This window comes from Bosea beijingensis (assembly GCF_030758975.1).
Classification (GTDB): domain Bacteria; phylum Pseudomonadota; class Alphaproteobacteria; order Rhizobiales; family Beijerinckiaceae; genus Allobosea; species Allobosea beijingensis.
Genome location: NZ_CP132359.1, coordinates 722607 through 749298, shown reverse-complemented (window position 1 = coordinate 749298; position 26692 = coordinate 722607). Strand labels below are relative to the sequence as shown.

Sequence of the window (26692 nt, the reverse complement as noted above, 5' to 3'; positions counted from 1 at the left end):
GGCACCGGTGCACCTAACCATCTTCCGGATGAACCGCGATGCACATCAGCCGCCTCGTCATTAAGAACTTCAGGTGCATCCGCGACCTCGATATCGCGCTATCGCCGACTTCGGTGATCATCGGGGAAAACAACGCGGGCAAGTCAGCGGTACTTGATGCTGTGAAGATCGCCCTCGGCAGGAAATGGGGGCGTTCGGGGCACACGGGTTTTTCAGAGTACGACTTTCCTTTTCAGCGCGACGCCGGCGAACCGAGGCCCGAAATCCTGATCAAGGTGTGGCTCGCCGAGGCCCAGCCGGCCGAATGGCCGCAACCGCTCATTGACGAGCTTTCAGACATTGTGCGGACCAATCCGCACAATGGCCTAAACTCAATCTGCATGCAGGTCGGCTGCACGTTTGAGAGCGTTGCCAAATCAGTCGAGCCGGTCTGGCAGTTCATCAACGACCAGGACGTCCCATTCGCCGGAGCCGGTGCTCGAAACCAAAACCTATCGCGCTTCTTCGACTACGTGCCGTGCTTCTCAATGTCCGCCATGCGCGACGCCAGCGTCGAGTTTGGCGGACGCTCTCGATTTTGGGGCAGCCTACTCAAGACGATCGAAGTCGACGACGAAGTGGCCGCCGACCTTGAGCAGCGCTTCGCTGCCCTTAATACCCAGCTGCTCGGCGCCGATCCGAAGCTGGATGCTATCAAGACCACGCTCCGCGCCATTAGCGCGGTGATCGCGAACGGCGCCGCCGGGGACGTTGACGTGCGCGCCATCCCCGTAAACTTGTGGGAGATCATCAGCAAGGCAGAGGTCGTAGTTCAGGGCCAAGCGCAAGACCCCTGGTTGCCTATCGAGAAACATGGGCACGGAGTACAAAGCCTCGCGGTGATTTTCTTGTTTCGAGCGTTCGTCGAAAACGCACTTTCGGCCTCCCTACATGAAGAGACCGAGCCGGTTCTCACGCTGGAGGAGCCCGAAGCTCACCTTCATCCGCAAGCCTGCCGATCACTGTGGGAGTCGGTCAAGGCGCTTCCGGGTCAGAAGCTGATTACCACGCATTCGCCCTTCTTCGTTCAGAACGTGCCCTTCAAGGACATCGTCGTTCTCCGCCGTGGCCCCGGGGGACCGCGGGCCGCCGTCATCCCCCGGGTGGCGTTTGCGCAGGTGCCGCACAATGCCGCCCTCGCCGCGGAGATAGCGAAGCTTCCCGACGGCCTAGCATGGGACGCCTCCAAGGGGGCAATTGTCTGCTCGAAGACGCTCACGGAAGACCAATATCGTGGGCTGCTCCGCTGTTACACCGACGCCGACCGGCAGCAGCATCACGCCGCCTTGAAGGCTCTGCGTGATGCGAGCCGGACCTTCATCGCCGAGGAGGAAATCTCCAAGCTTGAGAGCTGGGCGAAGCGCATTCGCGGTGAGATATTCTTCGCGTCGAAGTGGCTGCTTTGCGAGGGCCAGGCCGAGTATGCGATTCTGGGCGCAGTCGCGGAAAAACTTGGCTGTCCTCTTGATGCCCACGGCATCGCGGTGATCGACTATCAAAACAATGGAAGCCCCGGAGCGTTCGCTGCTCTGGCGCGCGCCCTTGAATATCCTTGGTCCATGATTTGCGATGGCGATAATGGCGGCAATGATCACATTGACCAACTTCGCACCCACAACTTCACCGAGGCGGAGATTGCGGACCGGGTGACGCAGCTTCCGGCCGGCTTCGATCTTGAGCGCTTGATCCTCGAGAGCGCCCTCCGCCCGTGCCTTCTAGCGGCAGTGCGAGAGTTGGACCCAGCGGTCGCGGACGAGGATCAGGCGATCCTGGCCTATGCAGCGGCGAACAAAGAGGTCGTTGCTGTCCGGGTCGGGGCGCAGATTCGGCTAACCGCTGATCGGGGGCATATACCTGCGCAGTTCCGGCGCATATTCGTTCGGATCGGGGCATGCGAATGAGCGATCAGAACACCATCGACGGAGCTTTCCAGACCCTCAGCGATATCCAGCGCGAAGCTGCGAGTTGGGGGGACGGAGCTTTGATGCTTCTGGCCGGGCCTGGATCAGGTAAAACGCGTGTCCTAACCTCGCGCGTAGCGCGGTTGTTCGCAAATGAGCCCGCCGCCAAATGGCGCATTTTGGCGCTGACGTTCACGACCCGCGCCGCTGACGAAATGCGAAGTCGCATTGAGCAGTTGGCGCCGGACGCCGTTGGGCGGCTGTACGTCGGCACCTTCCATGCTTTCGCCTGCGAAATTCTCCGCCAGTCCGGATCCCACATCGGCGTTCAGACGGACTTCAAAATCTATTCAAATCCTGGGGACCGTGAACTGCTGCTGGCCGAAGCGCTGCGCGCAGCTGACCTTAACCTCGGTGAACCGCTTTCCAAAGCCTTCCCTGTGCTGGACGGTCTGCGGGATCGGTTGGCGGGACCGGACAACTGCCTCCGGTTTTTCGCTGATCCGGATCGGGGCACCCGGTTTGCCGCTGCCTATCAAGCCTACGTTGACCATCTTGCTCGCGAGAACGCTCTTGATTTTCCCGCCATTCTCTACATGGCGCATAAGCTATTCACCGACTTTCCACTCATGGCCGAGCGATATCGCCGGACCTATCGATACATAAGCCTTGATGAGTTTCAGGATACCAACTTGGCGCAATACGCCTTTGTGCGCGCGCTGACTGGGGACGTCTACAAGAACGTGTTCGTCGTCGCGGATGACGACCAGGTCATCTATCAGTGGAACGGTGCCAGTCCTCAACGACTGCAGCAATTTGCCAAGGACTACGAGCCAGCAATCCTACAGATGCCTACGAATTATCGCTGCCCCAGCGAGGTTGTCGAGATGGCGAACCGCCTGGTGGCCAACAATCGGCTCCGCACCGCCAACAAGCAGCCCCTTCTCTCCGGCAAGGCGATGCCGACGGTGCCGGATCGGGTGCGGGTTTTCGAGTTCGATGAGGACTCCGACGAGGCCGTTGGCATCGCGGCTGATATTAAGGCCCGCCACGGCTACGCCGCCGGCAATGTCGTTGTCATCGCGCGGACCAAAGCGATCCTTCAGGCAACGCAAGAGGAGCTAGGGAAGCGCGGGATTCAAGCGCAAATCGCCCAGAGACGGGACAGCTTCGCTAGTGTTCCGTACCAATGGCTCCACACGAGCCTCCAAGTCGCGAACCGCCGCTCCGACGAGCGGGAGTTCAAGAACTTCGTCGAAATTGGCAACGCGATGTGGGGCTTTGAGCTCGACACTGCCCAACTGGTAGCGAGGGCAAAATCCACGAACGGCGACTTGCTGCGCACTTGGGCAAAGGCGACCACTGATCTGCCCCTCTCTCCGTTCGGCGCTGAAATCATCCCTATAGTGAGGTCCGACCTAGCAGAGCGTTCGGACTTTCAGAGGTACCTCAGGGCTGCGAACGCGGCCCTTGCGGCGGCTGCGCCAACGTTGCTCGAAGAGCATCCGTCGGTCGACGAGGATGCGCGGGCATGGAAGGACCTCTACAAGGAAATCATCGGCGCGGTCGGCCGCACGGCGCCCCTCGAGGCCTTTCTCCAAGAACTTGATCTGAGATCGAAGGAGCCGCCGCTAGAAGCTGGCGTCATCCCGCTCCTGACAATCCACGGGTCGAAGGGCAACGAGTTTGACCACGTGTATCTGTTGGGCTTAGCAGAAGACGTACTTCCATCCTTCCAGAGCAAAAAGCAGGGGGACAACAGTCCGCAGCTTGAGGAAGAACGACGGAACTGCTTCGTCGCTATCACCCGCTGCATGGAAACGCTGACGCTATCGCGCGCCAAGTCCTACAAGGGATGGACCAAGTTGCCGTCGAGGTTCCTAGCGGAGATGGGAATCTGAGGTTGCTACGGCACACAAGCGGTCCTTTCGAAGGTTAGCCGAGGGCAAGTTTCGGCCGCAGCATCTTCTCGCAAGTTAGGTGCCTGAAAGCGGACGTTCCGCGAGTCCGCAACGGGCCAATATTCACCCTGCTGCCGGCACAATGTGCCCACGCGACACGTGCGCTTTCTGGCGAAGGTCTCGGTCGATTAAACCCAGGGGTAGGTGTCGCGCCGCTCTCTGCAGTGGCAGATTCGGTCTTGCCCCATCCGGCGTTTCCTCCCTTAATTTGCCCCGTCGGCCGGTGCCGGCGGGGCCACTTGGTTTGAGATGCCTTACTCATCGCTTCACGATCCGGTCGATGTCGCCCGGGCCTACGCGGCTGTTGGTAAGCGCTCCGCCGCGGCCCTACGGATTTGGGCTTGAGGTTTTCCGGAAGCGCCATGGCATGAGGTCTTCGACGGCGCTTTGTGGGTGGCCGTTGATGATGGCGTCGAGGGTTTCTGCGACATAGGCGACGGGATTGACGTCGTTGAGCCTGCACGTGGCGACGAGGGATGAGAGCAAAGCCCAGTTTTCGGCCCCGACCTCATGGCCCGCGAACAGAGCATTTTTTCGGGTCAGGCAGACTGGCCGGATGGCGTTCTCGACGGGGTTGGTGTCGAGCTCGAGGCGGCCATCTTCGAGGAAGCGGGTGAGCCCCTCCCAGTGAGCGAGCCCATAACGGATGTCTTCGGCCAGTCTGGATCCGGAGGAGATCAGCGACAGCTGCTTCTCGAGCCATGGTTTGAGGGCGGCGATAATCGGCGCGGAATGCTCCCGCCGGGCGGCGAGCCGCAGTTGCGGCGCTGCCCCGCGCACTGTCGCCTCGATGGCATAGAGCGCCGCGATCTGGCGTATCGCCGCCTCGGCGATCGGGGATTTGGTGTTGCGCGCCAGCTTGACGAACCGTCGGCGCAGATGGGCCCAACAATGGACGAGCCTCCAGGGCCCCTGCGGCCGTTCCAGGCGCGCCAGCCGATCGTACCCCTCATAGGCGTCGACTTGCAGGAACTGCCCGCGGAAGCCCTGAAGGAAGCGTTCCGCATGCTCGCCACTGCGCCCCGGCGCATAGTGGAACAGCACGATGGGCGGGCCCTGGCCGCCATGACCGCGGTCATCGGAAGCGATCGCCCAGAAGAAGCCCTTCCGGACCTTCCCTCGTCCAGGATCGAGCACCGGTGCGGTGGTCTCGTCCATGAACAGACGACCTGCCGCGGCCAGATGTTGGCGCATGCGCTCGGCGATGGGCTTGAGATGGAAGCAGGCCCGGCCAGCCCAGTTACCCAGTGTCGCGCGATCGAGCCGGATGCCCTGGCGGGCATAGATCTCGGCCTGCCGGTAGAACGGCAGGTGATCGCCGAACTTGGCGACGATGACCTGGGCGATCAGCGCCTCGGTGGGCAGGCCGCCCGGCACCACATGCTCGGGGGCATGGGCCTGCACGACCGCGCCCGAGCAGCGGCGGCAGGCGTATTTCGGGCGGCGGGTGACCAGCACGCGCAACTGCGCCGGCACCACGTCCAGCCGCTCGCTGACGTCCTCGCCGATCCTGGCCATTTCGCCGCAGCCGCACGGACACAGCCTGCTCTCAGGCTCGATGATCCGCTCCACCCGCGGCAGATGGGCCGGCAGGTGACCGCGGTTGCGCCGATGAGAAGCGCAGGCGCCGTCCGGGCGGCCCTTGATGATCCGCTGCGCTTTCTCATGGGCGGCGTCGAGCACGCCCTGGGCGATTTCGACGTCCTCCAGCGGCAGATGGTATTGATCGCAGGAGAGCTTCTCGGACCTGGCGCCGAACTTCTCGCGCTGGAAGTCGCTGACGATGCTCTCCAGCCGCCGCCGTGCTTCCTCGGACTGAGCCAGGGCCTCTTGCGTCTGCGCCAGCTCGGCTTTCAGACGCTCGACCTCGTCGTGGAGAACGGCGACGTTCATGCGCTATTTCGAGCACGGATCCACCGTCAGCGCCATGCGCGGCGCGCCCCTGAGTCAGTGTGCCGCACTCACCCGGCAAGCTGCGGACGCCGGGCCCGTTCGGGACGCATCAGGCGCCAATCCAGTCCCTCAAACAGCGCCGCAAACATCGCCGGCGACATCCGCATCACGCCATCGCGAACCTGCGGCCACACGAACTTCGAACCCTCCAGCCGCTTGTGCACCAGCACCAGCCCGGTGCGATCCCAGACCAATATCTTGATCCGGTCAGCCCTTTTGGCGCGGAAGACGACGGCCGCACCACTATAAGGATCAAGGCCGAGGACCTCCTGCGCCGTCGCGGCAAGCCCGTCGAGGCCGCGACGGAAGTCGACAGGGCGCGTCGCCATGTAGATCTTCAGATCGACGCCTGGCACAATCATCGCGAGGCCCGCACCGCACGGATCGGGATGGAGCTTGCCGTCATCACGCTTTGCATTGCGCGAGGTTCCGTGCAGAAAGAGCGCGCAGAACGCGATTGCAGGCCGCGTCTTCTGTTCCTTCGAATTGCCAATGCGCTCAAGAGCGACATTCTGGAAGAACAGGTCCATGGCGCGTTTCACGGCGCGATGCTGAGCTTCCTCGATCTTCATCCGGATATCCGGCGTGCCCAGCGCCCAGACGAGGGAGACGGACTTCGGCACCGAGAAGCTGATGTCTCTTGCGGACGTGGTTTCGATCGAGGCACTGCCTTTCTTCGTGGGCGTCTTTTGCTTGCTCTCGCGTTTGGCCGGCCCGGTTTCGTTAGTCCAGGGCAAGCGACGCTTGAGTACCTCTCTGAGGTCAGCCTCAGAGACGGGCGTGCCGTTGGGCACCTTCATGCGGATATCTGGCGCGTACCAGACTCCATTTGCCAGATCGTCGCGCGCTGCGAGGCCTGCTTCCTGATAGTAATAGGATGCGACGAACGCCGCGTTGTCTGAAACCGCCACGCAAAATCCCCCGACTTCATCGCGGTCATTCAACTGGCGATGCCGATAGCGGCCCCCAAATAGATTGCAGACAATTTGAGGGATGAGGCAGGTGGGTGCCCAATTCTCGAGGGGGCTTTTGACCATGGTTGATAAGCCATTGAGAACGGGCGCGTTGGCCACGCCACCTGTTGGTGCATAGAACTGTCTAAACAACATCCGCAGGCGCATCCTAGGTCTGACGAGAGGCCTTGAGTTGCCGCCTCGGGTCGCTCGGGCGGCTTGAGGAAATGTACCGGGCGAGGCACGCAAGAGCCCTCTGCGCTGCACGCGTCGGCCGCTTGCGTGAGCACCATCGCGAGGCCGCGAAGCGTTGGTGCATAGAACTATCAAAACAACAGACGACGCCGCACGAAGCGGACAGGCCAAAAAAATTTTTCGCCGTCACCTCTCGGTGCCGGGGCCTCCGGCAAAGCCGTTGGCTGGCGGGCTCAACGCCCGCGGCAAGGAACGGCGACCATCTGAACGATCGGCGCCCACGAGAAGAGGCAATTCCGAAAAAGGAGGTCCCTTTGGGACTGAGATCCCAAAACCCCTGAGAAAGGAAAATCAAGATGACGAACGCCGCTCGCCTCGCCCCTCGCGCCTGCTTCGGGCATGTCTCGCAGCCGGGGGAACCGGTGCTCACCGACGCGCTCAGCGCTATGCTCGCTGATGCGCCCGCGAACTACCTCGACCAATGGCACTATGGCCTGCGTCAACGCGGCGCCGAAGTCGCCGAGGGCCTGATCGCTCGCGCGATCCTGCGCATCTTCGTGCTGCGCACCTACTTCGCCGAACGTCATATGCAGCCGCTCGCCGCCTGTGACCGGGATGCCTGCCAGGCTGCGCACCTTCTGATCGCCGCAGACCTCGTCGCCGCGCTCCTTGCAGATGACAGCAAAGAAACGTTCGCACGAGTCAAAGACGCCATCGGGTTGGTCCTGCCCGATGTGCGGGAGCGCGCCGGCTCCGTCGATCTGCATATCGCAGCTGACAGGGCCAAAGCGCTGGGCCTTCATGATCTCGCCGAGGGCATGACCGACAGCGATCTTCAACAGATCGCACGGTGGTCGCGGGCGCGTCGCACTTCCGCTCCCGCCCGTGACCACGTCATCGGTCTCTTCAGCGACATCGCCATCGTTCACGATGCGCTGTTCAGCAATGTCGACGGCCGCGAATTCAAACTGCCCGAAACCGGGCTCGGCGTCCGGGCCCGCCACGCCTGCGTCATCGCGGTTGCGTTCTCCGTGGAACTCGCCGACCGCGAACCCGACCCTCGCGGCATCCTCATGCCCTGCGAGGATTGAAGCTTCCAGGCGGGCGGCATCACCGGGCCTGCCTTGTGGCCTCGCCTTGACGGTGACCTGCCATTGTCGAGGTCGCAATGCGCGTCCTCGACAAACCGCAGGGTGGCTCGATGACCGCTGCGAGCCAGAACGCCTTCGGCGGACCAGACGAGAAATCGGTGATTTCGAGGGAAGGCAGAAAGCACCCCCGAGAAAGAAGAGGGACCAGACATGACGAACGCCATTCACCAGATCACTTCGCCCAACAGCCTGGGCTCGGCGGCCGCAAAGCCGAAAGTCGCTGATCGCCTGCGCCAGCACAGCGTGCGCCTCTACTCCGCCGACGGCCATCCGCTGTTCCAGTACAGCGACAAGGCAAAGACCCCTTTCGATGCGGTTGAACAGGCTCGGGCCAAATACGACGATGTGCTCGAGGCCATCTTTCGGGCCCGAAGCCTGACGCGCGCCGATGTGCTTCCGAAGTTGCGAGCGGCAACAAGCGAGATTTTGCCCGGACGATCTGCAAATGGTTGGCGGGTCACGTCCCGCGCATCATCCGGCGCGGCAAATCATCCAAGGGCTCAGCACGCGCGATTGGGCCCAGCTCGCGTCACCGAGATCATGCAGAGCCTCGCCATGACCGACCGCAACTGCATCATGGCGCTGCAAAGGGATTATTCCGTCAGCCTCGCGATGTGGCTGTCGCCCGTCGGTCATGACAGGCTCATCGAGGTCGACAGTGCCTGGCTGGTGAACACCGGGTCGGATGAAATCTGGATCCCTCATGCCAACACCGTCGTGCGCGATATGGTGCGGCTCGTCATCTTACGAGCCCTGTCGCCCTACCACGAGAGTCCCGGGCCTAAGCAACGCCCGTTCGGCGGCGTGACGGTCACAATCTATCGACCCGGCTCAACCTTGCTGGCCCATGCTTACGGCCAAAAGCCTGCTCCATCGGACGTGCTCCTCCGTTGGCTCGAAGGCGAGGGCATGGCCGACGCCGCGAAGCGGTATCGCGAGGCATTCTGACGCTCTGCGAGGGGCCAAGGGCCCGCAGCGAGGTCTCCGCTCTATTACCCGCTCGATCTCGATCCAAAACGAACAGAGAAGCCCTGCCTCACCGAGTGCGGGGCTTTTTCACTGAGAGAAGTCCGCGGCGTAGCGAAAGGGGAATTACCCCCGAGAAAGTAGAGAGTTTGCCGCATGGAACTGTATCACTTCACCGCGATCGAACACATCGAGTCGATCATGACGTACGGCCTCAATCGCGGGGAGGTCGTGATCGACAGTCCCAACCTCGTTGGGAACATGAAGAAGCCCGACAAGCGCAGGTACTACGGTCGGAACCTGATCGCTAACGGCGTCAACCTGACCACCGATTCCGATCCAGCTGAACACGGGCTTGGCGAGCCTGGGCTGCTCACCGCGAGCCAGCGCCGCTTCTTCGAGGAGGCTGACGGCGTTCGTCCGCCAAATGGAGCGCGCTTCGCTGACAAGCGACAGGTTCGCATCCAAATCGACCTCCCTGAGCACAGTCATGGTCTCTTCAACTGGCTTCAGTGGTCGACGACCAAAGTCGACAAGGACACGCGCCGTGCCCTGATCCTCTCCGGTGGCGGGTTCATCAAAGCCTCGACCTGGTACGTGTCGTTCGAAACCATCCCGACGAGCGCCATCGTCGAGATCGGCATCCGCAATGAGGCGGGGTGCTACGTCGCCTGTCGAAGCCGATCCGAGGTCCAGCAAGCGATCATGGCACTGAACCTCCCAGGTGTCCGCCTCGTGCAGACGTCCAGCGGCGGCAACGCGATCTGAGCTCACCGCTCGGATGCTTCGAGAGCACTCGAAACTCGGATTGCGGTCGTCAACGGCTGCAATCCGCCAGGCACATGCTCAAAAACACGACGTGCCGATCACACGGCGCCCGGACCGGCGCAAGCCCCTTGGGCCTAGGATGCCAGATCTCGCCGTACACGCTTCGCCGTGTATCCGATGCCATAAAGGCATCGCGGCCTGCCAAGCATGCTCAGCGGCCCGGAATAATCCGCCGCGACAGACCAGCATCTTCGTCGAAGTCCGTTCCGCTGCTCTCGAACGCCAAAACGGATGCACGAGGTCAGTCGAGGCACAAAGAAGATTGTTTGGAAGTAATTCCGAATAACCCCCGAAAGACAAAATACTGAAAGTGAAGACTATGACTATCATCACCTTCGGGCATGTTAGCTCACCGGGCAAGCCGCCGATTACCGACGCGATGTCGGCCATTCTCGACTGCTCGCCCGACCAGCGCGAGGCATTCAATTCGTTCTTTCAGAGCAATAGCTTGCCTGGCTACTCCGAGGCCTTCCTCGTTAACGCCTACGCGCGCATGAAGGTAATCAGCGAAGCGACCAAAGCGCTTCCAAGCCGGCGCGATACTGCTGAATTCGCCGAGGCTGCTAATGCTGCCGATCTGCTGATCGCGAGCGACCTGCTGATGGCGCTGCTGGTCAAAAGACCGCTGCAGAACAACGCAGTGTTCCGGGATCTTCTCGCCACGTTCCTGCCGGAAGCGGGAGGGGTCGCCAGCTGTGATCTTGACACTCATCTGATCGGCGGAGCCGAAGTGCCCATGGCTGGGAAGAGCCTGCGCGATGGCATCGATGATCGTCAGCTCTCGGCGCTTGCAGCCTGGCACAGAGAGGTGCTGCAGAGCGACTATTCCTGCAAGCCCTACTCCAACGGTTTCATCGGCGAAGTCGCACTCCTGCGGGAGCAACTCTTCGAAACATATCTCGGACGGGCCTGCGACATCGCTGGCGATGCGGCCGTCTCGCGCGAGGCAATGACGGGCTGCGGCCTCGCCACCCTGCTCGCGACGACGCTCGTCATGCGACGTCGCGAGCGCCAGAAACTGGCCGGACGAACCTGACCTCATCGCAGCCAAGAGCGAGGCTTGCAGCGGCGCAGGTCCCGCTTGCCCTCACAAAGCCTCGAGCAGCTCGGTGGCTTCGATCTCATAGGAATTCATGCTATGTTCTTTGTGCATCGTGATCGATTCGGGTCGCGGGTGACGGCCAGCGGGATTCTCCACACACCGGGATACCTCGCCCCTTCGCCTTCCGATGAAACAGCGCTGTTGCCGCGTGACCACGATGTTCGGCAGCGCCGGCGGCAACCGGAGGCCGTCGGCATTCGACATCCGGAAGGTCTTGGTCGATTACGGCTCATGTTCGTAGCGGCCGCGTCGTTGGAACGAATTAGGGGTCGGCGTAAACAGATCCCGCTGGGCCGTCGCGTTGAGACCCGCGATCCCGCCGTGCCAGGCAAATGTGCCAGCCTGGGCGAATTCGAGTGAGGCACGGACGCTGCGCCTTAGGGCGGGGTTTAGCCGTGGAATCACTCGTGCCGCAAACCGTCCCCTCGTTTGACGATCCTCATCGGTATCAGCGCGGCAGTGTGCCGTGATGGTTCTCGATGTGATCCCCCCGGAAAAATACCTCACCGAGCAGGAAGTCGAGGCCCTATGGCCTTTTTTCCGCTCTGGCGAGCTTCGGCGCGCCCGAAAGTCCGGAGCGATCGATTTCTACGCGTTCCCGGTAGGGCCGCGCTTCACCCCTGAGGATGTCCAAGCCTACATCAATCGCCAGTATCGAAGGCCTTCGTCATGTCCAAAAAGTCGCGATCCGTCCCCAGCACTGCAAGCGCCAATCCGGGCGCCATCGGTTGGGAGTACGGAGGCTACTATCTCGACGTCCCCCATCCCGAACGCGGAGGCATCTACTACGCCTGCCGTTATGACGCCGGAACTCGCACGGTCCGCCGCAGAAGCCTCCGCACTGCGGATGGCGAAGAAGCGCGGCAGGCCCTGGTCGCACTCGTCGCAGCCGCTCCCGCCAGATCGGCAGAAGAGTGCCCCCTCCCGGGAGAGGTCCTGACGGTTCACGTCCTCGAGGCCTATCTGAACGGCCACGCGACGACGATTGCGAGCGAGGCTCAGGCGGCGCGCGCGATTGAAATCATCGTCGAGTACCTGCGGGACGGCGCAAAGGACCTGACGGTGCCAGTCTCCTTCTGGACGCCATCACGGCAGCTGGATCTCGCCCGGTTTTGCCATCAACGGCACAACCACAGCGCCGCATATATTGATCGCACATTGAGCGTTCTCGGCGCTGCCCTGAACGACGCTGCCGCTGTCAAGATGCGTGTGGATCCGATCGGTCGTCATGTCGAAGGGGCGCTCGTCGCCCATGCGCCGAAGATCGTCTATCAGCGTGTCCGCATTTCGCGAGAGCTCAGGATTGCCCCACCTCGAAAAGGCGGCTTCGTCCCGTCGATGGCCGAGATGGCGACCTTCATCGACGCCGTGGAGACACCCCATCTCAAGCGCTGGATCATCCTCGCTCTGAACACCTGGGCTCGCCCGGAAGCCATCGCGGACTTTGATCCTGGGACTCAGTACGATCGGACGATCGGCATCGTGAAGCTGAACCCGGTGGGCCGGATCCAGACGAACAAGCGCCGACCCGACATTCCGGTGACTCGAGGGCTGGCCGATTGGCTCGACCGCTGGTCACAGGAAGACGTGGCTGCCTGGATCAAGCGATATGGCGAAAGGCCGCGAGAGGCAGTTCCGCTCCTGGTCTACAAGGGAAAGCGAGTGAAGCAGGTGAAGCAGGCCATCAAGCGAATCGCTGACGATGCCGGAGTGCCTGATCTCACCCAGAAATCCTTCCGCTCCTTCATGAGCACCCATGTCAGGAAGCTGTGCCCTGGAGTGTCGCGCGAGTTTCGCTCGGGATGGCTCGGTCACACCGTTAGGGAGGGCTCTGCAACGACCGAGCACTACGAAGGGCTACCCTTCGATATTCTCGAAGACGTCGCGCTCGCGACCGACTTCGTCATCAGCGAGCTGCAGAAGCTCACCGATACGCGGCTCTTTGCTATTGAAGTGCGATTGAATCGCGATGAACTGAGGAAGATTGGAGGAACCCCCCGTTCCGTAAAGGCCTTACAGAACAGGGGGTTAAATGGTGGGCGCGACAGGGATCGAACCTGTGACCCCTACGATGTCAACGTAGTGCTCTCCCGCTGAGCTACGCGCCCGTCGCCGCCCTGAGGAGGCTTCCGGAAGCGTGTCCGAGCCGTGTTGGCCGCGTTCACGCTGCGAGGTGAGGGGGCTATAGCGGCTCGCTTCGCGGGTGGCAAGGCGTTTGCCGCATAAATTCTCACGAGGCTGTTGGCATCTCTTTTCGCGAGATGCCGAACGGCGCTCAGGCCGCCAGCAGCTTCTCGACTTCGTTGACGAGCTCGCGCAAATGGAAGGGCTTGGACAGCACCTTCGCATCCTTCGGGGTCTGCGAATCGGGGTTCAGCGCCACGGCGGCGAAGCCGGTGATGAACATCACCTTGATGTCGGGATCGAGCTCGGTGGCGCGACGCGCCAGCTCGATGCCGTCCATTTCGGGCATGACGATATCCGTCAGCAGGAGCTCGAACGGCTCCTCGCGCAGGCGGTTATAGGCCGACAGGCCGTTGTCGAATGAGGCGACGTCATAGCCCGCATTCTGCAGGGCCTTGACCAGGAAGCGACGCATATCGTTGTCGTCTTCGGCGAGCAGTATCTTCGTCATGGGCCTGATCTATGCGTCCCTGAGGCCTGTGTTTCTATAACGTCTGGCACCGCGGCCAAGGCCGGGTCTGGAACGGTTGGGTACTCACCCGGCCGCACAGTTGGAACCATGTCCTTTGATAAGGCAACATCATGGTAAACAACGCGTGAATCCAGCAGAGAATTTACAGGGGTTCGCGACATCGCTTCAACCAGTCAGGTTTGTGTGCTTCAGTCGCTCGTGATGAGCCTGTCCTCAGCTCCTTTCCCGCCCGCGCCGGACGACGTCGTCGCCGAGATCGAGCGGCCGTTCAGCCTCTACCAGCCGGCCCTCCAGGTCGTGCCGGTGGTGGTCGACGTGCCGCATGCCGGCCGCTGTTATCCGCGCGGATTCGTCGAGGCGGCGCGCCTGCCCCTGCGTAGCCTCCGGCGCTCGGAAGACGCCTATGTCGACAGGCTTTTCGCACAGAGCGTCTCGCTCGGCGCGCCGCTGCTCGTGGCCGAGTTCCCGCGCGCCTATCTCGACGTCAATCGCGAACCCTACGAGCTCGATCCGCGTATGTTCGAGGGGCGGGTGCCGCCCTTCGCCAATACCCGCTCGATGCGGGTCGCCGGCGGGCTCGGCACGATCCCCCGGATCGTCGGCGACGGGCAGGAGATCTATTTCGGGAAGATTCCGGTCCAGGAGGGGCTCGCCCGCATCGAGGATCTCTACCGGCCCTATCACGCCGGCCTGCGCAGCCTCGTCCAGCGTACGCAAGGTGTGTTCGGCACTTGCATCCTCGTCGATGCGCATTCGATGCCCTCGGCCGGGCTCGATCGCGACGGGCTGGCGAAATCCGACATCATTCTCGGCGACCGCTTCGGCACCAGCGCTGCCGGCTACATCATCGACATTGCCGAGCAGTCCTTCACGCGACTGGGCTTCAGCGTCACCCGCAACCGGCCCTATGCGGGCGGCTTCATTACCGAGCATTACGGCGCGCCGGCGGCCGGCGTGCATGCCTTGCAGATCGAGGTGAACCGGGCGCTCTACATGAACGAGGCGACGCTGGAGCCGCATGCCGGTTTCGGCGAAGTCGAGCAGGCGATGACGGCTGTGATGGCGGATTGCTTCGCGCGCTGGAGCGGCTGGCTCGACGAATGGCGCGAGGCGGCCGAATAGCGGCAGGGGCGGAGCGGGACCATTTCCAAGAAAAAAGGGCCGCACACTTGCGTGGCGGCCCAAGTCTAGGGAGGAAACGCCCAAGGAGGGCAATGAAGGTTTGAGGTCATCTCCCCTTCGCAATGCACAATATGAGGGTGCGCTGCAAAACGCAATTAAAATCAGCGAAATCAATGGCGCCATGCGGTGAGCGCATGATGCCATGGCCAAAAGCCAGGGTTTTTCGGATATCTCCGCATCCGAGCCCCGGTTCGAGTGGTCCACCGCGGGGTTTATGCTGCAAAGCAGCAAACTGGAGTGCCTATTCATGAGCGCAGTCGATTTCGGCGCTTTCGTCGCAGAGCTGGCGACGCAGTCCGGCCGGGCGATCCTGCCTTTCTTCCGGGCGCTGCATGCGACGGAGGACAAGTCCCGCGGCGGGGTGTTCGATCCCGTGACCGAAGGCGACCGCGCCGGCGAAACGGTGATGCGCCACATGATCAAGCGGCAGTTCCCGGCCCATGGCGTGCTCGGCGAGGAATTCGGCAGCGAGAACACCGATGCCGAGTATGTCTGGGTGCTCGACCCGATCGACGGGACGCGCGCCTTCATCTCCGGCATCCCGGTCTGGGGCACGCTGATCGGGCTCACCCGCAACGGCGTGCCGGTCTACGGCATGATGCACCAGCCCTTTTCGGGCGAGCGCTTTTCCGGGGACGGGCGCGAGGCGCGCTATGAAGGACCGGGCGGCCCGAAGAAGCTGCGGACGCGCCAGACCACAGATCTCGCAGCGGCGACGCTGATGACGACGACGCCGGCCCTGTTCAAGGGCGCGGAGGCGAAGGCCTTCGCCCGCGTCGAGAAGGAGGTCCGGCTCTCGCGCTACGGCTGCGATTGCTACGCCTATTGCATGCTGGCGGCCGGCCATGTCGATCTCGTCATCGAGAGTGGCCTCAAGCCCTACGACATCGTCGCGCTGATACCCATCATCGAGGGCGCGGGCGGCATCGTCACCTCATGGGACGGTGGCAGCGCTGCCGGGGGCGGGCGTATCCTCGCGGCCGGCAGCAAGGCGCTGCATGAGGCCGCCATGGCCTTGCTCGCCGGCTGAGGCCGGCGAAGCCTGGTCCTCGCCGGGGATGAAGGCGTCGAAGGCGGCCCAGAACTGGGCGCGGATCGCGTCGCTTTCCATCAGGATCTCGTGGCGTGCGGTCGGCAAGACCAACGCCGAGCCAGTCTTGAGCCGCGCCGCGAAGCGTTCGATCGCCGGCGTCGAGACGACTGGATCGCGCCCCGCCGCGATGATCAGGGTTGGAACCTTCACCTCCAGCGGGGCAGAGGGCGTGCCGAGGCGCGCCATCAGGCGGAAGGCGGCCCTGATCCAGGCGACGGTGGGATCGCCGATGCTGAGATCGCGTGCCGCCGCCGAGAGCACGGCGTTGCGGGCGTAGCGGACGGGGTCGCTGGTCAGGCGATTGCCCTCGAAAGGTTTCGTGGCGATCGCGGTGTCGCCGCCGCCCGGGACGAAGGCACGGCCGAGGCCGAGCCAGTAGAGCAGACTCGCCAGGAACTTGGCCCGGCCGGGATGCGCAATCATCGCGATGCCGAGCATCGGCGCGAGCGCGACCATGCGCGCGACCGGCAAGGCATTCGAGCGAGCCGCATCGAGGCAGAGCGCGGCGCCCATCGAATGCGAGAGCACAAAATAGGGCGGAGGCAGCTTCGCCTGCATCTCGGCCATGGCCAGCGCGAGATCGGCCTCGTAGTGCTTGAGGCGCCCGACATGGCCCTTGCGCGTGCGGCGGACGAAGCGCTGGGAGCCGCCCTGGCCGCGCCAGTCGAAGGCCAGCACATGGAAGCCACGGCGGCGCAGTTCCGCGACGGTTTCGCTGTAGCGCTCGATGAATTCGGCCCGGCCCTGCACGACGACGATCGTGCCACGCACCGGCTTTATCGTCGGGCGCCAGCTTGCGAAACGCAGGGACGCGCCGTCCCGTGTCGTGGCGAGCCAGGTCTTGCCATGCCCCGGGACGGGGTAGTTCGGATCGGCAAAGAAAGCGGCCTCGGCCATCAACTGCTCCGCATCTCGGCTACGTCATCGATCGTGGCCGCCGCATGCCCGACATCCTGCACGGGATATCCTGCGAAAACATGTCGGTGCGTCGAAAAGAAATGCGAGGGCTGATTTCTGGCCCGAAAGAACGGCTCTTGAAAAGCCCGAGCGCCTCCCCAGATCAGGTCTGTGCAGGCCAGAACCGGCTGCGCGAAAGCAACGAAGGTCCGCGCTCAGGCGAGGCGGACCGACATCATTGTCGCTTCTTCGGAGGACATATCATGCGTCATTTCGACCTTTCCCCGCTCTATCGCTCGACCGTCGGTTTCGACCGTCTGTTCAATCTCCTCGACCAGGCGACGAGCAACGAAGCCGCCCCGAGCTACCCGCCCTACAATATCGAGCGGACCGCCGAGAACGCCTACCGCATCACCATCGCGGTTGCCGGCTTCGGTGAGGGCGACCTCTCCATCGAATCCAAGGAAAACGCGCTGACCGTCAAGGGCGAGAAGCAGCCCGTCGAGGGAGCCGAGAAGCGCGAGGTCCTGCATCAGGGCATCGCCGCGCGCGCCTTCGAGCGTCGCTTCCAGCTTGCCGATTACGTACAGGTAACCGGCGCCAGCCTGGAGAACGGCCTGCTGCATATTGACCTCGTGCGCGAGATTCCCGAGGCCAAGAAGCCCCGCCAGATCGCGATCGGCACCGGCGGTTCGGCCAAGGTCCTCGAGGCCAAGGTCGCCAAGGCCGCGTAACCTACGCCAAGCTTTCGATTGAAAGCGAAAGGCTCCCGGAAACGGGAGCCTTTTTTGTTGGCGGATCAGTTCATCGGGGCGACCGGGGCGATCGGCGTCTCGGGCTTCGGCGTCGATGGCGTGGAGTCGATGTTCTGTACCGGGGGGATTGACCCGGCTTCGACTGCGGGCGCGGCTGTCGAAAGCGGCGGCTTGCGCTCGGTGCCCTCGGTATTGCGCACATCGCTGGGGTTCACGAGCTTCGGCTTGTCGGCTCCGGTGTCGGGATTGGTCGCACCGGGCGAGGGCTCTGCCGGCTTGGCGGGTTGCGGCGGTGCGACGGTCGCGGGGGCGCTGGCTTCGGCCGGGCCCGGTTCCGCAGGCTTCACCGGCTCGGGGGCAGGCGGCGCAGCAGGAGACGGCGGTGAGGTCGTCGCGGGCGCGCTGGCCTCGGCCGGCGGCTTCTCGACTGGCGCGGCGGGCTCAGGCGCAGGCGGTGCGGCCGGCGAGGGCAGCACGGTCGTTGCCGGGGCACTGGCTTCCGTCGGCCCCTTCAGTTCGGCAGGCCGCTCGGGCGGCTGGGGCACCAAGCGCTGGCGCGGCGGAGCATGTTCCTCGCGCGGGTCGGCGCGGGCGACGCTGGGGGCGGCCTGTCCGCGCAAGGGGATGCGACGGATCAATTCGCCGGCATAAGCGTCGAGGATGAGGCGCTGGCGCTGACCACCCGCCGTGACGCCGTCGACGATATAGGTGTCGTCGCGCCGGATCGTGCGCTCGATCCGGACAAGGCCGTAACGGCGGGCGGCGCCGCTGTTGACAGAGTAGGGCGAGACGGCAGCCGGCGCGCGCGGCACCGCGGCGGGTGGGCGCGGGGCGTAGCCATAGTCGTAACGATAGCCATATCCATAGGCGGGATAGGGCTCGTACCCATCGTCGTAATAGTAGTACTGGGCGCTGGCGGTACCCGCCATGCCGGCCATTGCGCCGGCCACGACCAGGCCCATCAGCGCGATACGCCCCGGTGCGGTCGAACGATCTGCCATGCCAAATTCCTTAACGACTGACTGCTCGCCATTCAGTCTTGTTAGGGATTGCGGCAGGTATGCGGCTGGAAACGGGGCGCAAATGCGCCCGCTCAACCGGCGATCGCAGCGACCAAGCGTTCCACGTCCTCAGCTTCCGTCGCGAAGGACATGACGAACCGGCCGACGACTTCGCCATCCTTGAGCGGCGCTTCCGCTGGCAGCGAGCGGGCCGACCAGTCGTAATAGCCGATGCCTGCCGCCTTCAGGCGCTGCTGGACGGCGGGCGGCAGCACGAGGAAGACCTCGTTCGCCTGGCAGGGCCAGGCGAGGCGGGCCTCGCTGCCCTGCGTCACCGAATCCGCCAGACGCTTCGCGCGCGCATTGGCGTGGCGGGCGAGATCGAGCCAGTGATCGTCGGCGAGCAGGCCCTCGAACTGGGCGCCGAGAACGCGGCCCTTGGAGAGCGTCTGGCCGGCGCGCTTGCGCCGCCATTTCATCTCCTCGGCCTCGGCCGGGTCGAAGAAGATCACGGCTTCCGCCGCGAGCGCGCCGTTCTTGGTGCCGCCGAAGGAGAGCACGTCGACGCCGGCCTTCCAGGTGATCTCGGCCGGCGTGCAGCCGAGCGTGACCAGCGCATTGGCGAAGCGGGCGCCGTCCATATGGAGCTTGAGACCGCGCGGCGTGACGGCGTCCTTCAGGGCACGGACCTCGGCCGGCGTATAGATCGTGCCGCATTCGGTCGCCTGCGTGATCGTCAGCGCCTGGGCCTGGACTTGATGGAAATCGCCGGCGCGCAGATGCGAGAGCGCCTTCGTCACCGTCTCCGGTTTCAGCTTGGCGCCGGTGCCGGGCAGGTCGACCAGCTTGGCGCCGTTGGTGAAGAACTCCGGTGCGCCGCATTCGTCCTCTACGACATGCGCCTCCTCATGGGTGAGGATCGCGCCCCAGGGCTTGACGATACTGGCCAGCGCCAGCGCGTTCGCCGCCGTGCCGGTCAGCACGAGGAAGACCGCGACCTCGCGCTCGAAGATCGCGGCGAAGCGCTCCTCGACGCGGCGCGTCCAGTCGTCCTTGCCATAGGGAGAAGCGGCGCCGGCATTGGCGGCGGCGAGCGCGGCCATGACGCGGGGGCTGGCGGCGGCGGTGTTGTCGCTGAAGAAATCCATGGCTTGAGGGTTAGGCGCAGCGCGTTTTCCTGCCAAGCGGCTCCGGCGAAGAGGGGGTTTGCGCGCTGCGCTGGGGCAAGACCCTGTGTTATGCTCAAAAACAAGAACCGGACTGCCTGAGTCAGGCTTTCATTCCGGAAATGTCTGGTGCGGATTCGATTTTGCAATAAAATTTCGCTGCAGCGCGAAATCGGCGCTTGTGCGTAGATTGGAACTCTGGCAAGTTCACCGCAATAGGACAGTGTTGCTGTCCAATTTTTCACCGCGCCGACCAAAAGCTGATCTAGCTGGAGGTCGCGCCGTCGCAACGGAGGCGAGCATGACGAAGGGCCGGGCTACCAACGCCAAAGCCAATCGCACGCGCGCCGTCCGTAAAACGACGGCCTGAAGACAGGCGCGAACGGGCGAGGCACGCCCGGAGGCGCCTGCGGAGGACGCGGGCGCGGTGGAAACAAAGCGCAAGCAAAAAAGCCTCCAGGAAGACGACGGCCGGACCGCCTTGGCCCCATCCTTGCTGCCGACTTCAGGTCGGCTCCGAGGGCCGCAGCGGTCGGGATCATGGACTGACGGGTCTCCCTGCCGGCGCAAGCTCGCGGGGTTCTGGGAAGCGGGGTTTGACGATGAGCGTGACCAGCAAGTCGAGCGGCGCAGAGGCTTTCGAGCGCTTTCCGGCCGTGCGCGATCCGGCGATGCCGACGCGCCAGGGCCTGTACGATCCCAATAACGAGAAAGACTCGTGCGGCGTCGGTTTCATCGCCGACATGAAGAACCGCAAGAGCCATGCGATCGTGCAGCAGGGCCTGCAGATCCTGCACAATATCGACCATCGCGGCGCGGTCGGTGCCGATCCGAAGCTCGGCGACGGCTGCGGCATCCTCGTCCAGATACCCGACCAGTTCTTCCGCGAGGAGACGGCGCGGCTCGGCATCGCGCTGCCGGAGCAGGGCCACTACGCGATCGGCCAGTTCTTCATGCCGCGCGATCCGGCCGCTCGGGCGATGTGCGAGGAGATCATCTCGCAGACCGTGGCGGAGGAGGGGCTCGTCTTCCTCGGCTGGCGCGACGTGCCGGTCGACAACAGCGATCTCGGCCATGCGGTGCTCGCGACCGAGCCGATGCATCGCCAGCTCTTCGTCGGCCGTCCCGACGACATCACCGATGAGGACGAATTCGAGCGGCAGGTCTATGTCCTCCGCAAGTCGGTTTCGAACAAGGTCTACAAGCATCAGGAGCGCAAGACGGCGGAGTACTACCCCGTCTCGATGTCCTGCCGCACCATCGTCTACAAGGGCATGGTGCTGGTGAACCAGCTCGGCTCCTACTTCAAGGACCTGCAGGACGAGCGCTTCGTCAGTGCGCTCGCCCTCGTCCACCAGCGCTTTGCGACCAACACCTTCCCATCCTGGCGCCTCGCCCATCCCTATCGGATGGTCGCCCATAACGGCGAGATCAACACGCTGCGCGGCAACGTCAACTGGATGGCGGCGCGGCAGGCGAGCGTCGATTCCGATCTGTTCGGCTCGGATATCTCGAAGCTCTGGCCGATCTCCTATGAGGGCCAGTCGGACACCGCCTGCTTCGACAACGCGCTCGAATTCCTGGTACAGGGCGGCTACTCGCTCGCCCATGCCATGATGATGCTGGTGCCGGAGGCGTGGAACGGCAACCCGCTGATGAACGAGGAGCGGCGCGCCTTCTACGAGTATCACGCCGCGCTGATGGAGCCCTGGGACGGGCCGGCAGCGATCGCCTTCACCGACGGGCGCCAGATCGGCGCGACGCTGGACCGCAACGGCCTGCGCCCCGCGCGCTATCTCGTCACCGACGATGGCCTCGTCGTGCTCGCTTCGGAATTCGGCGTGCTGCCGATCCCGGAGGAGAAGATCGTCGAGAAGTGGCGCCTTCAGCCCGGCAAGATGCTGCTGATCGATCTCGAACAGGGCCGCATCATCGGCGATGACGAGATCAAGACCTCGCTCTGCCTCGCCAACCCCTACAAGGACTGGCTGAAGCGCACCCAGATCGTGCTGGAGGATCTGCCGCCGGTCGAGGCGCGGGCCTCGCGCACCGACGTGCCGCTGCTCGATCGCCAGCAATCCTTCGGCTACACCACCGAGGATGTCCGCCTGCTGATGGCGCCGATGGCGGTGACCGGGCAGGAAGCCGTGGGCTCCATGGGCACTGATACGCCGATCTCGGCGCTCTCGCTCAAGTCGAAGCTGCTCTACACCTATTTCAAGCAGAACTTCGCGCAGGTCACGAACCCGCCGATCGACCCGATCCGCGAAGAGCTGGTGATGAGCCTGCTCTCCTTCATCGGGCCGCGCCCGAATATCCTCGACCTCGAAGGCACCTCGCGGCGCAAGCGCCTGGAGGTCCGCACACCGATCCTGACCAATGACGATCTCGAGAAGATCCGCTGCATCGGCCATTACGAGGATCGCTTCGACACCAAGACGATCGACTTCACCTATCCGGCCCGCGAAGGCGCGTCTGGGATGGAGGGCGCGGTGGTGCGGCTCTGCGAGCGCGCCGAGGCTGCCGTCCATGGCGGCTACAACATCATCATCCTGTCGGACCGGCAGGTCGGGCCGGACCGCATCCCGATCCCGGCGCTGCTGGCGACGGCGGCGGTGCATCATCACCTGATCCGCAAGGGCCTGCGCACCTCGGTCGGCCTCGTCGTCGAATCCGGTGAGCCGCGTGAGATCCATCATTTTTGCTGCCTCGCCGGCTACGGCGCCGAGGCGATCAACCCCTATCTCGCCTTCGACACCCTGCTCGACCAGCATGAGCAGGGCGCCTTCCCCGAGGAGGTCGATGCCGACGAGGTGGTGAAGCGCTACATCAAGTCGGTCGGCAAGGGCGTGCTGAAGGTCATGTCCAAGATGGGCATCTCGACCTACCAGTCCTATTGCGGCGCGCAGATCTTCGACGCCGTCGGCCTGAAGAGCGCCTTCGTCGACAAGTTCTTCTTCGGCACGGGCACGGCGATCGAGGGCGTCGGTCTCGACGAGATCGCCGAGGAGAGCCTGCGCCGGCATCGCGACGCTTTCGGCGACTCGCCGCTCTACCGCAACAGCCTCGATATCGGCGGCGAGTACATGTACCGCGTCCGCGGCGAGGACCATGTCTGGAAGCCGGATGTCGTCGCCTCGCTCCAGCATGCTGTGCGTCTCAACGCGCAGGATCGCTACGAGGAGTTCGCGCAGCAGGTCAACGACGACGCGCAGCGGCTCAGCACCATCCGCGGCTTGTTCAAGGTCAAGATGGCCGTCGACAATGGCCGCGCGCCGGTGCCGCTGGAGAGCGTCGAGCCCGCCGCCGAGATCGTGAAGCGCTTCGCCACCGGCGCGATGTCGTTCGGCTCGATCTCGCGCGAGGCGCATGAGACGATCGCGCTCGCGATGAACCAGATCGGCGGCAAGTCAAACACCGGCGAGGGCGGCGAAGAGCCGATCCGCTTCCGGCCGATGCCGGATGGCCGCTCGAAGCGCTCGGCGATCAAGCAGATCGCGTCCGGCCGCTTCGGCGTCACCACCGAGTATCTCGTCAATGCCGACGTGATGCAGATCAAGGTGGCGCAGGGCGCCAAGCCCGGCGAGGGCGGCCAACTCCCCGGCCACAAGGTCGACGCCAAGATCGCCCGGACCCGGCATTCGACCCCGGGCGTCGGCCTGATCTCGCCGCCGCCGCATCACGACATCTATTCGATCGAGGATCTGGCGCAGCTCATCTTCGACCTGAAGAACGTCAACCCGGCGGCCGATGTCTCGGTGAAGCTCGTCTCCGAGATCGGCGTCGGTACGGTTGCCGCCGGCGTCGCCAAGTCGCGGGCCGACCATATCACCATCTCCGGCTTCGAGGGCGGCACGGGCGCGAGCCCGCTGACCTCGCTGAAGCATGCCGGCTCGCCCTGGGAGATCGGTCTCGCCGAGACGCAGCAGACGCTGGTGCTGAACCATCTGCGCGGCCGCGTGGCCTTGCAGGTCGATGGCGGGTTGCGCACGGGTCGGGACGTCGTCATCGGCGCGCTGCTCGGCGCCGACGAGTTCGGCTTCTCGACCGCGCCCCTGATCGCGGCCGGCTGCATCATGATGCGCAAGTGCCACCTCAACACTTGCCCGGTCGGCGTCGCGACGCAGGACCCGGTGCTGCGCAAGCGCTTCAAGGGCCTGCCCGAGCATGTCGTGAACTACTTCTTCTTCGTGGCCGAGGATGTCCGCCGGATCATGGCGGAGATGGGCTTCACGAAGATCGAGGAGATCGTCGGCCGCTCGGACCTGCTCGACAAGCGCGATGCGATCGAACACTGGAAGGCGAACGGACTCGACTTCACCAAGCTCTTCCACAAGGTCGATCTGCCGGGCGTGGCGATCCGCCATGTCGAGTTGCAGAAGCACCCGATCGACACCGTGCTCGACCGCCAGCTCCTGGCCGAGGCGGCGAATGCGATCGAGACCGGCACGCCGGTCGTGATCGAGAAGCCGGTCGGCAATGTCGACCGCAGCACGGGCGCGATGCTCTCGGGCGCGGTCGCGAAGAAGTACGGCCATGCCGGCCTGCCGGAAGACACGATCACGGTGAAGCTCACCGGCACTTCGGGCCAGAGCTTCGCGGCCTTCCTCGCGGCCGGCGTCACGGTCGAGCTCACCGGCCAAGCCAACGACTATGTCGCCAAGGGCCTCTCCGGCGGCAAGGTGATCGTGAAGCCCGATCCGGCGACCAAGGCGGTGGCCGAGCGTTCGATCATCGTCGGAAACACCGTGCTCTACGGCGCGATCGCGGGCGAGGCCTATTTCCGCGGCGTCGCGGGCGAGCGCTTCGCGGTGCGCAATTCCGGCGCCATCGCGGTGGTGGAAGGGACGGGCGACCATGGCTGCGAATACATGACCGGCGGCGTCGTCGCGGTCATCGGCCAGACCGGGCGCAATTTCGCGGCCGGCATGTCGGGCGGCATCGCCTATGTGCTGGACGAGGACGGCACCTTCAAATCGCGCTGCAACCTCTCGATGGTCGATCTCGAACCGGTCGAAGAGGAAGAGGACCTGATGGAGCGCCTGCACCATCACGGCGGCGATCTCGAGCACAAGGGCCGGATCGACATGACCAACATGTCGGGCCACGATGAAGAGCGCCTGATGCAGATGCTGACGAACCATGTCGACTACACCGGCTCGGAGCGCGCCCGCACCATCCTCGACAACTGGGCGGATTACCGCACCAAGTTCGTCAAGGTGATGCCGGTCGAGTACCGCCGCGCGCTGCGCGAGATGGAACAGGCCCGCACCTTGCAGGCTGCGGAATAAGCGAACGCCACCCCGCCGGGGCCGTCACGGTCCCGGCATCTCGATCAAGTCAAGGCACGCGCACGGGGACGCCCCGCGCACACGGCGAGAGAAACGGCATGGGCAAGGTCACGGGCTTTCTCGAATTCGACCGGCAGGAGCAGAAATATCAGCTCGCCGGCGACCGCATTCGCCACTTCCGCGAGTTCACGCTTCCCCTGGAGGAGCGCGACATCAAGAAGCAGGCGGCGCGCTGCATGGATTGCGGTATCCCGTTCTGCCATGGGCCGACCGGCTGCCCGGTGCATAACCAGATTCCGGACTGGAACGAGCTGGTCTATTCCGGCGGCTGGGAGGATGCCTTGCGCAACCTCCACTCCACCAACAACTTCCCGGAATTCACCGGCCGCATCTGCCCGGCGCCTTGCGAGGAAGCCTGCACGCTCAACCTCGAAAACATGCCGGTGACGATCAAGACGATCGAGCAGGCGATCGCCGACAAGGGCTGGGAAGAGGGCTGGATCGCGCCGGAAATCCCGGCCAAGCGCACCGGCAAGCGCATCGCCATCGTCGGCTCCGGTCCTGCCGGGATGGCCGCGGCGCAACAGCTCGCCCGCGTCGGGCACGATGTCCATCTCTATGAGCGCGAGGCCAAGGCCGGCGGCCTGCTGCGCTACGGCATCCCCGACTTCAAGATGGAGAAGAAGCATATCGACCGCCGGGTGAAGCAGATGGAGGCGGAAGGCGTGACCTTCCACTACAATGCCAATATCGGCGTGACCCTGCCCTTCGCCACGCTGATGGCCGAGCATGACGCGGTGCTGATGACAGGCGGCGCCGAAGCGCCGCGCGATCCGGGCCTGCCGGACACCAACCTTGCCGGCGTCCACTACGCGATGCCGTACCTGACCCAGCAGAACAAGCGCGTCGGCGGCGAGGATGTTTCGAACGAGGCGCCGATCAGTGCCGCCGGCAAGCATGTCGTCGTGGTCGGCGGCGGCGATACCGCTTCGGACTGCGTCGGCACCGCCTTCCGGCAGGGGGCGCTCTCGGTGACGCAGCTCGACATCCGGCCGATGGCGCCGGAGCTGGAGGACAAGCTCACCGTCTGGCCGTACTGGCCGACCAAGTTCCGCACCTCGTCCTCGCAGGCCGAGGGGGCCGAGCGCGAGTTCCAGGCGGCGACGCTTGGCCTCGAAGGCCGCAACGGCCGGCTCACCGGCGTGAAATGCGCCCGCGTCGACGAGAAGCGAAAGCCCGTTCCCGGCAGCGAATTCGTGCTCCAGGCCGATCTCTGCTTCCTCGCCATCGGCTTCGCCGGATCGGTGATCGAGGGCATGATCGCGCAATCGGGCGTAGGCGTAGACAAGCGTGCCAACGTCGTCGCCAATGACCGCGACTACAAGACCAGCGTCGGCAAGGTCTTCGTCGCCGGTGACATGCGTCGCGGCCAGTCGCTGGTGGTCTGGGCGATCCGCGAGGGCCGCCAGGCGGCCCATGCCATCGACAAGGAGCTGATGGGCGCGACGATCCTGCCGGTGTGAGGAGAAGGGTTTGTGATGAACTCTTTTGCTAAATTGGGCGTCGCTGCCTTTGTTGTAGCAGTCTCGGTTTGGGGAGTTT

General features: G+C 64.1%; 18 protein-coding genes, 1 tRNA gene and 1 pseudogene. 11 read left to right on the top strand and 9 right to left on the bottom strand.

Features of this window, described 5'->3' with window-relative positions; genetic code table 11:
• Window positions 1–38 precede the first annotated feature (38 nt).
• A complete protein-coding gene (locus Q9235_RS03705) occupies window positions 39–1940 on the top strand; it encodes an ATP-dependent nuclease (protein WP_306225441.1) in 1902 nt (633 codons plus the stop codon).
• The gene (locus Q9235_RS03700; protein ID WP_306225440.1) at window positions 1937–3841 is read left to right on the top strand and encodes an ATP-dependent helicase; all 1905 of its coding nucleotides are present in this window, start codon (window positions 1937–1939) and stop codon (window positions 3839–3841) included. Before Q9235_RS03705 ends, Q9235_RS03700 begins: the two co-directional genes overlap by 4 nt.
• A gap of 387 nt (window positions 3842–4228) precedes the next feature.
• On the opposite strand, the gene tnpC is transcribed toward Q9235_RS03700, so the two are convergent.
• The 3 genes and pseudogenes from tnpC to Q9235_RS03685 all read right to left on the bottom strand — a co-directional run.
• A complete protein-coding gene (gene tnpC / locus Q9235_RS03695; protein ID WP_306225439.1) occupies window positions 4229–5794 on the bottom strand; it encodes an IS66 family transposase in 1566 nt (521 codons plus the stop codon).
• 68 nt (window positions 5795–5862) lie between these two features.
• Window positions 5863–6216, bottom strand: a complete 354-nt coding sequence (tnpB, locus tag Q9235_RS03690; protein ID WP_306228105.1) for an IS66 family insertion sequence element accessory protein TnpB — start codon at window positions 6214–6216, stop codon at window positions 5863–5865.
• 87 nt (window positions 6217–6303) lie between these two features.
• A pseudogene (locus Q9235_RS03685) lies at window positions 6304–6891 on the bottom strand (relaxase domain-containing protein); the annotation flags it as partial.
• A 467-nt stretch (window positions 6892–7358) separates the two neighbouring features.
• Here Q9235_RS03685 and Q9235_RS03680 point away from each other — a divergent pair.
• From Q9235_RS03680 to Q9235_RS03665, 4 genes are all read left to right on the top strand, one after another.
• Window positions 7359–8093 carry a hypothetical protein gene (locus tag Q9235_RS03680; protein ID WP_306225438.1) on the top strand — a complete coding sequence of 245 codons (735 nt, stop codon included), beginning with the start codon at window positions 7359–7361 and terminating at the stop codon, window positions 8091–8093.
• Window positions 8094–8303: 210 nt separating this feature from the next.
• Window positions 8304–9101: a hypothetical protein gene (locus tag Q9235_RS03675; protein ID WP_306225437.1), complete on the top strand. Its 798-nt coding sequence runs from the start codon at window positions 8304–8306 to the stop codon at window positions 9099–9101.
• Between the two features lie 174 nt (window positions 9102–9275).
• Window positions 9276–9887: a hypothetical protein gene (locus Q9235_RS03670; RefSeq protein WP_306225436.1), complete on the top strand. Its 612-nt coding sequence runs from the start codon at window positions 9276–9278 to the stop codon at window positions 9885–9887.
• 379 nt (window positions 9888–10266) lie between these two features.
• Complete coding sequence (locus tag Q9235_RS03665; RefSeq protein WP_306225435.1) at window positions 10267–10983, top strand: hypothetical protein; 717 nt, start codon at window positions 10267–10269, stop codon at window positions 10981–10983.
• 1152 nt (window positions 10984–12135) lie between these two features.
• Here the strand turns inward: Q9235_RS03665 and Q9235_RS03660 are convergent.
• From Q9235_RS03660 to cpdR, 3 genes are all read right to left on the bottom strand, one after another.
• Window positions 12136–12303, bottom strand: coding sequence for a hypothetical protein (locus Q9235_RS03660; RefSeq protein ID WP_306225434.1), 168 nt, complete (start codon window positions 12301–12303; stop codon window positions 12136–12138).
• 779 nt (window positions 12304–13082) lie between these two features.
• A tRNA-Val gene (locus tag Q9235_RS03655) sits at window positions 13083–13157 on the bottom strand.
• 167 nt (window positions 13158–13324) lie between these two features.
• Window positions 13325–13684: a cell cycle two-component system response regulator CpdR gene (gene cpdR / locus Q9235_RS03650; RefSeq protein ID WP_038363805.1), complete on the bottom strand. Its 360-nt coding sequence runs from the start codon at window positions 13682–13684 to the stop codon at window positions 13325–13327.
• A 222-nt stretch (window positions 13685–13906) separates the two neighbouring features.
• Between cpdR and Q9235_RS03645 the strand changes: the two genes are divergently transcribed.
• The gene (locus tag Q9235_RS03645) at window positions 13907–14827 is read left to right on the top strand and encodes an N-formylglutamate amidohydrolase (RefSeq protein ID WP_306225433.1); all 921 of its coding nucleotides are present in this window, start codon (window positions 13907–13909) and stop codon (window positions 14825–14827) included.
• A gap of 307 nt (window positions 14828–15134) precedes the next feature.
• Window positions 15135–15917, top strand: a complete 783-nt coding sequence (hisN, locus tag Q9235_RS03640) for a histidinol-phosphatase (RefSeq protein ID WP_306225432.1) — start codon at window positions 15135–15137, stop codon at window positions 15915–15917.
• Here the strand turns inward: hisN and Q9235_RS03635 are convergent.
• The gene (locus Q9235_RS03635) at window positions 15822–16877 is read right to left on the bottom strand and encodes an alpha/beta fold hydrolase (protein ID WP_306225431.1); all 1056 of its coding nucleotides are present in this window, start codon (window positions 16875–16877) and stop codon (window positions 15822–15824) included. The two genes, hisN and Q9235_RS03635, sit on opposite strands and share 96 nt — an antisense overlap.
• Before the next feature lie 263 nt (window positions 16878–17140).
• On the opposite strand from Q9235_RS03635, the gene Q9235_RS03630 reads away from it, so the two are divergent.
• Window positions 17141–17611 (top strand): Hsp20 family protein, encoded by a 471-nt coding sequence (locus tag Q9235_RS03630; RefSeq protein WP_306225430.1) that lies wholly within the window; start codon window positions 17141–17143, stop codon window positions 17609–17611.
• Window positions 17612–17676: 65 nt separating this feature from the next.
• Here Q9235_RS03630 and Q9235_RS03625 read toward each other — a convergent pair whose 3' ends face one another.
• Both Q9235_RS03625 and Q9235_RS03620 read right to left on the bottom strand, forming a co-directional pair.
• A complete protein-coding gene (locus Q9235_RS03625) occupies window positions 17677–18633 on the bottom strand; it encodes a hypothetical protein (protein WP_306225429.1) in 957 nt (318 codons plus the stop codon).
• Window positions 18634–18725: 92 nt separating this feature from the next.
• Window positions 18726–19781 (bottom strand): threonine aldolase family protein, encoded by a 1056-nt coding sequence (locus Q9235_RS03620; RefSeq protein WP_306225428.1) that lies wholly within the window; start codon window positions 19779–19781, stop codon window positions 18726–18728.
• A 620-nt stretch (window positions 19782–20401) separates the two neighbouring features.
• Here Q9235_RS03620 and gltB point away from each other — a divergent pair.
• Window positions 20402–25090: a glutamate synthase large subunit gene (gene gltB / locus Q9235_RS03615; protein ID WP_306225427.1), complete on the top strand. Its 4689-nt coding sequence runs from the start codon at window positions 20402–20404 to the stop codon at window positions 25088–25090.
• 98 nt (window positions 25091–25188) lie between these two features.
• The gene (locus Q9235_RS03610; RefSeq protein WP_306225426.1) at window positions 25189–26613 is read left to right on the top strand and encodes a glutamate synthase subunit beta; all 1425 of its coding nucleotides are present in this window, start codon (window positions 25189–25191) and stop codon (window positions 26611–26613) included.
• Window positions 26614–26692 lie beyond the last annotated feature (79 nt).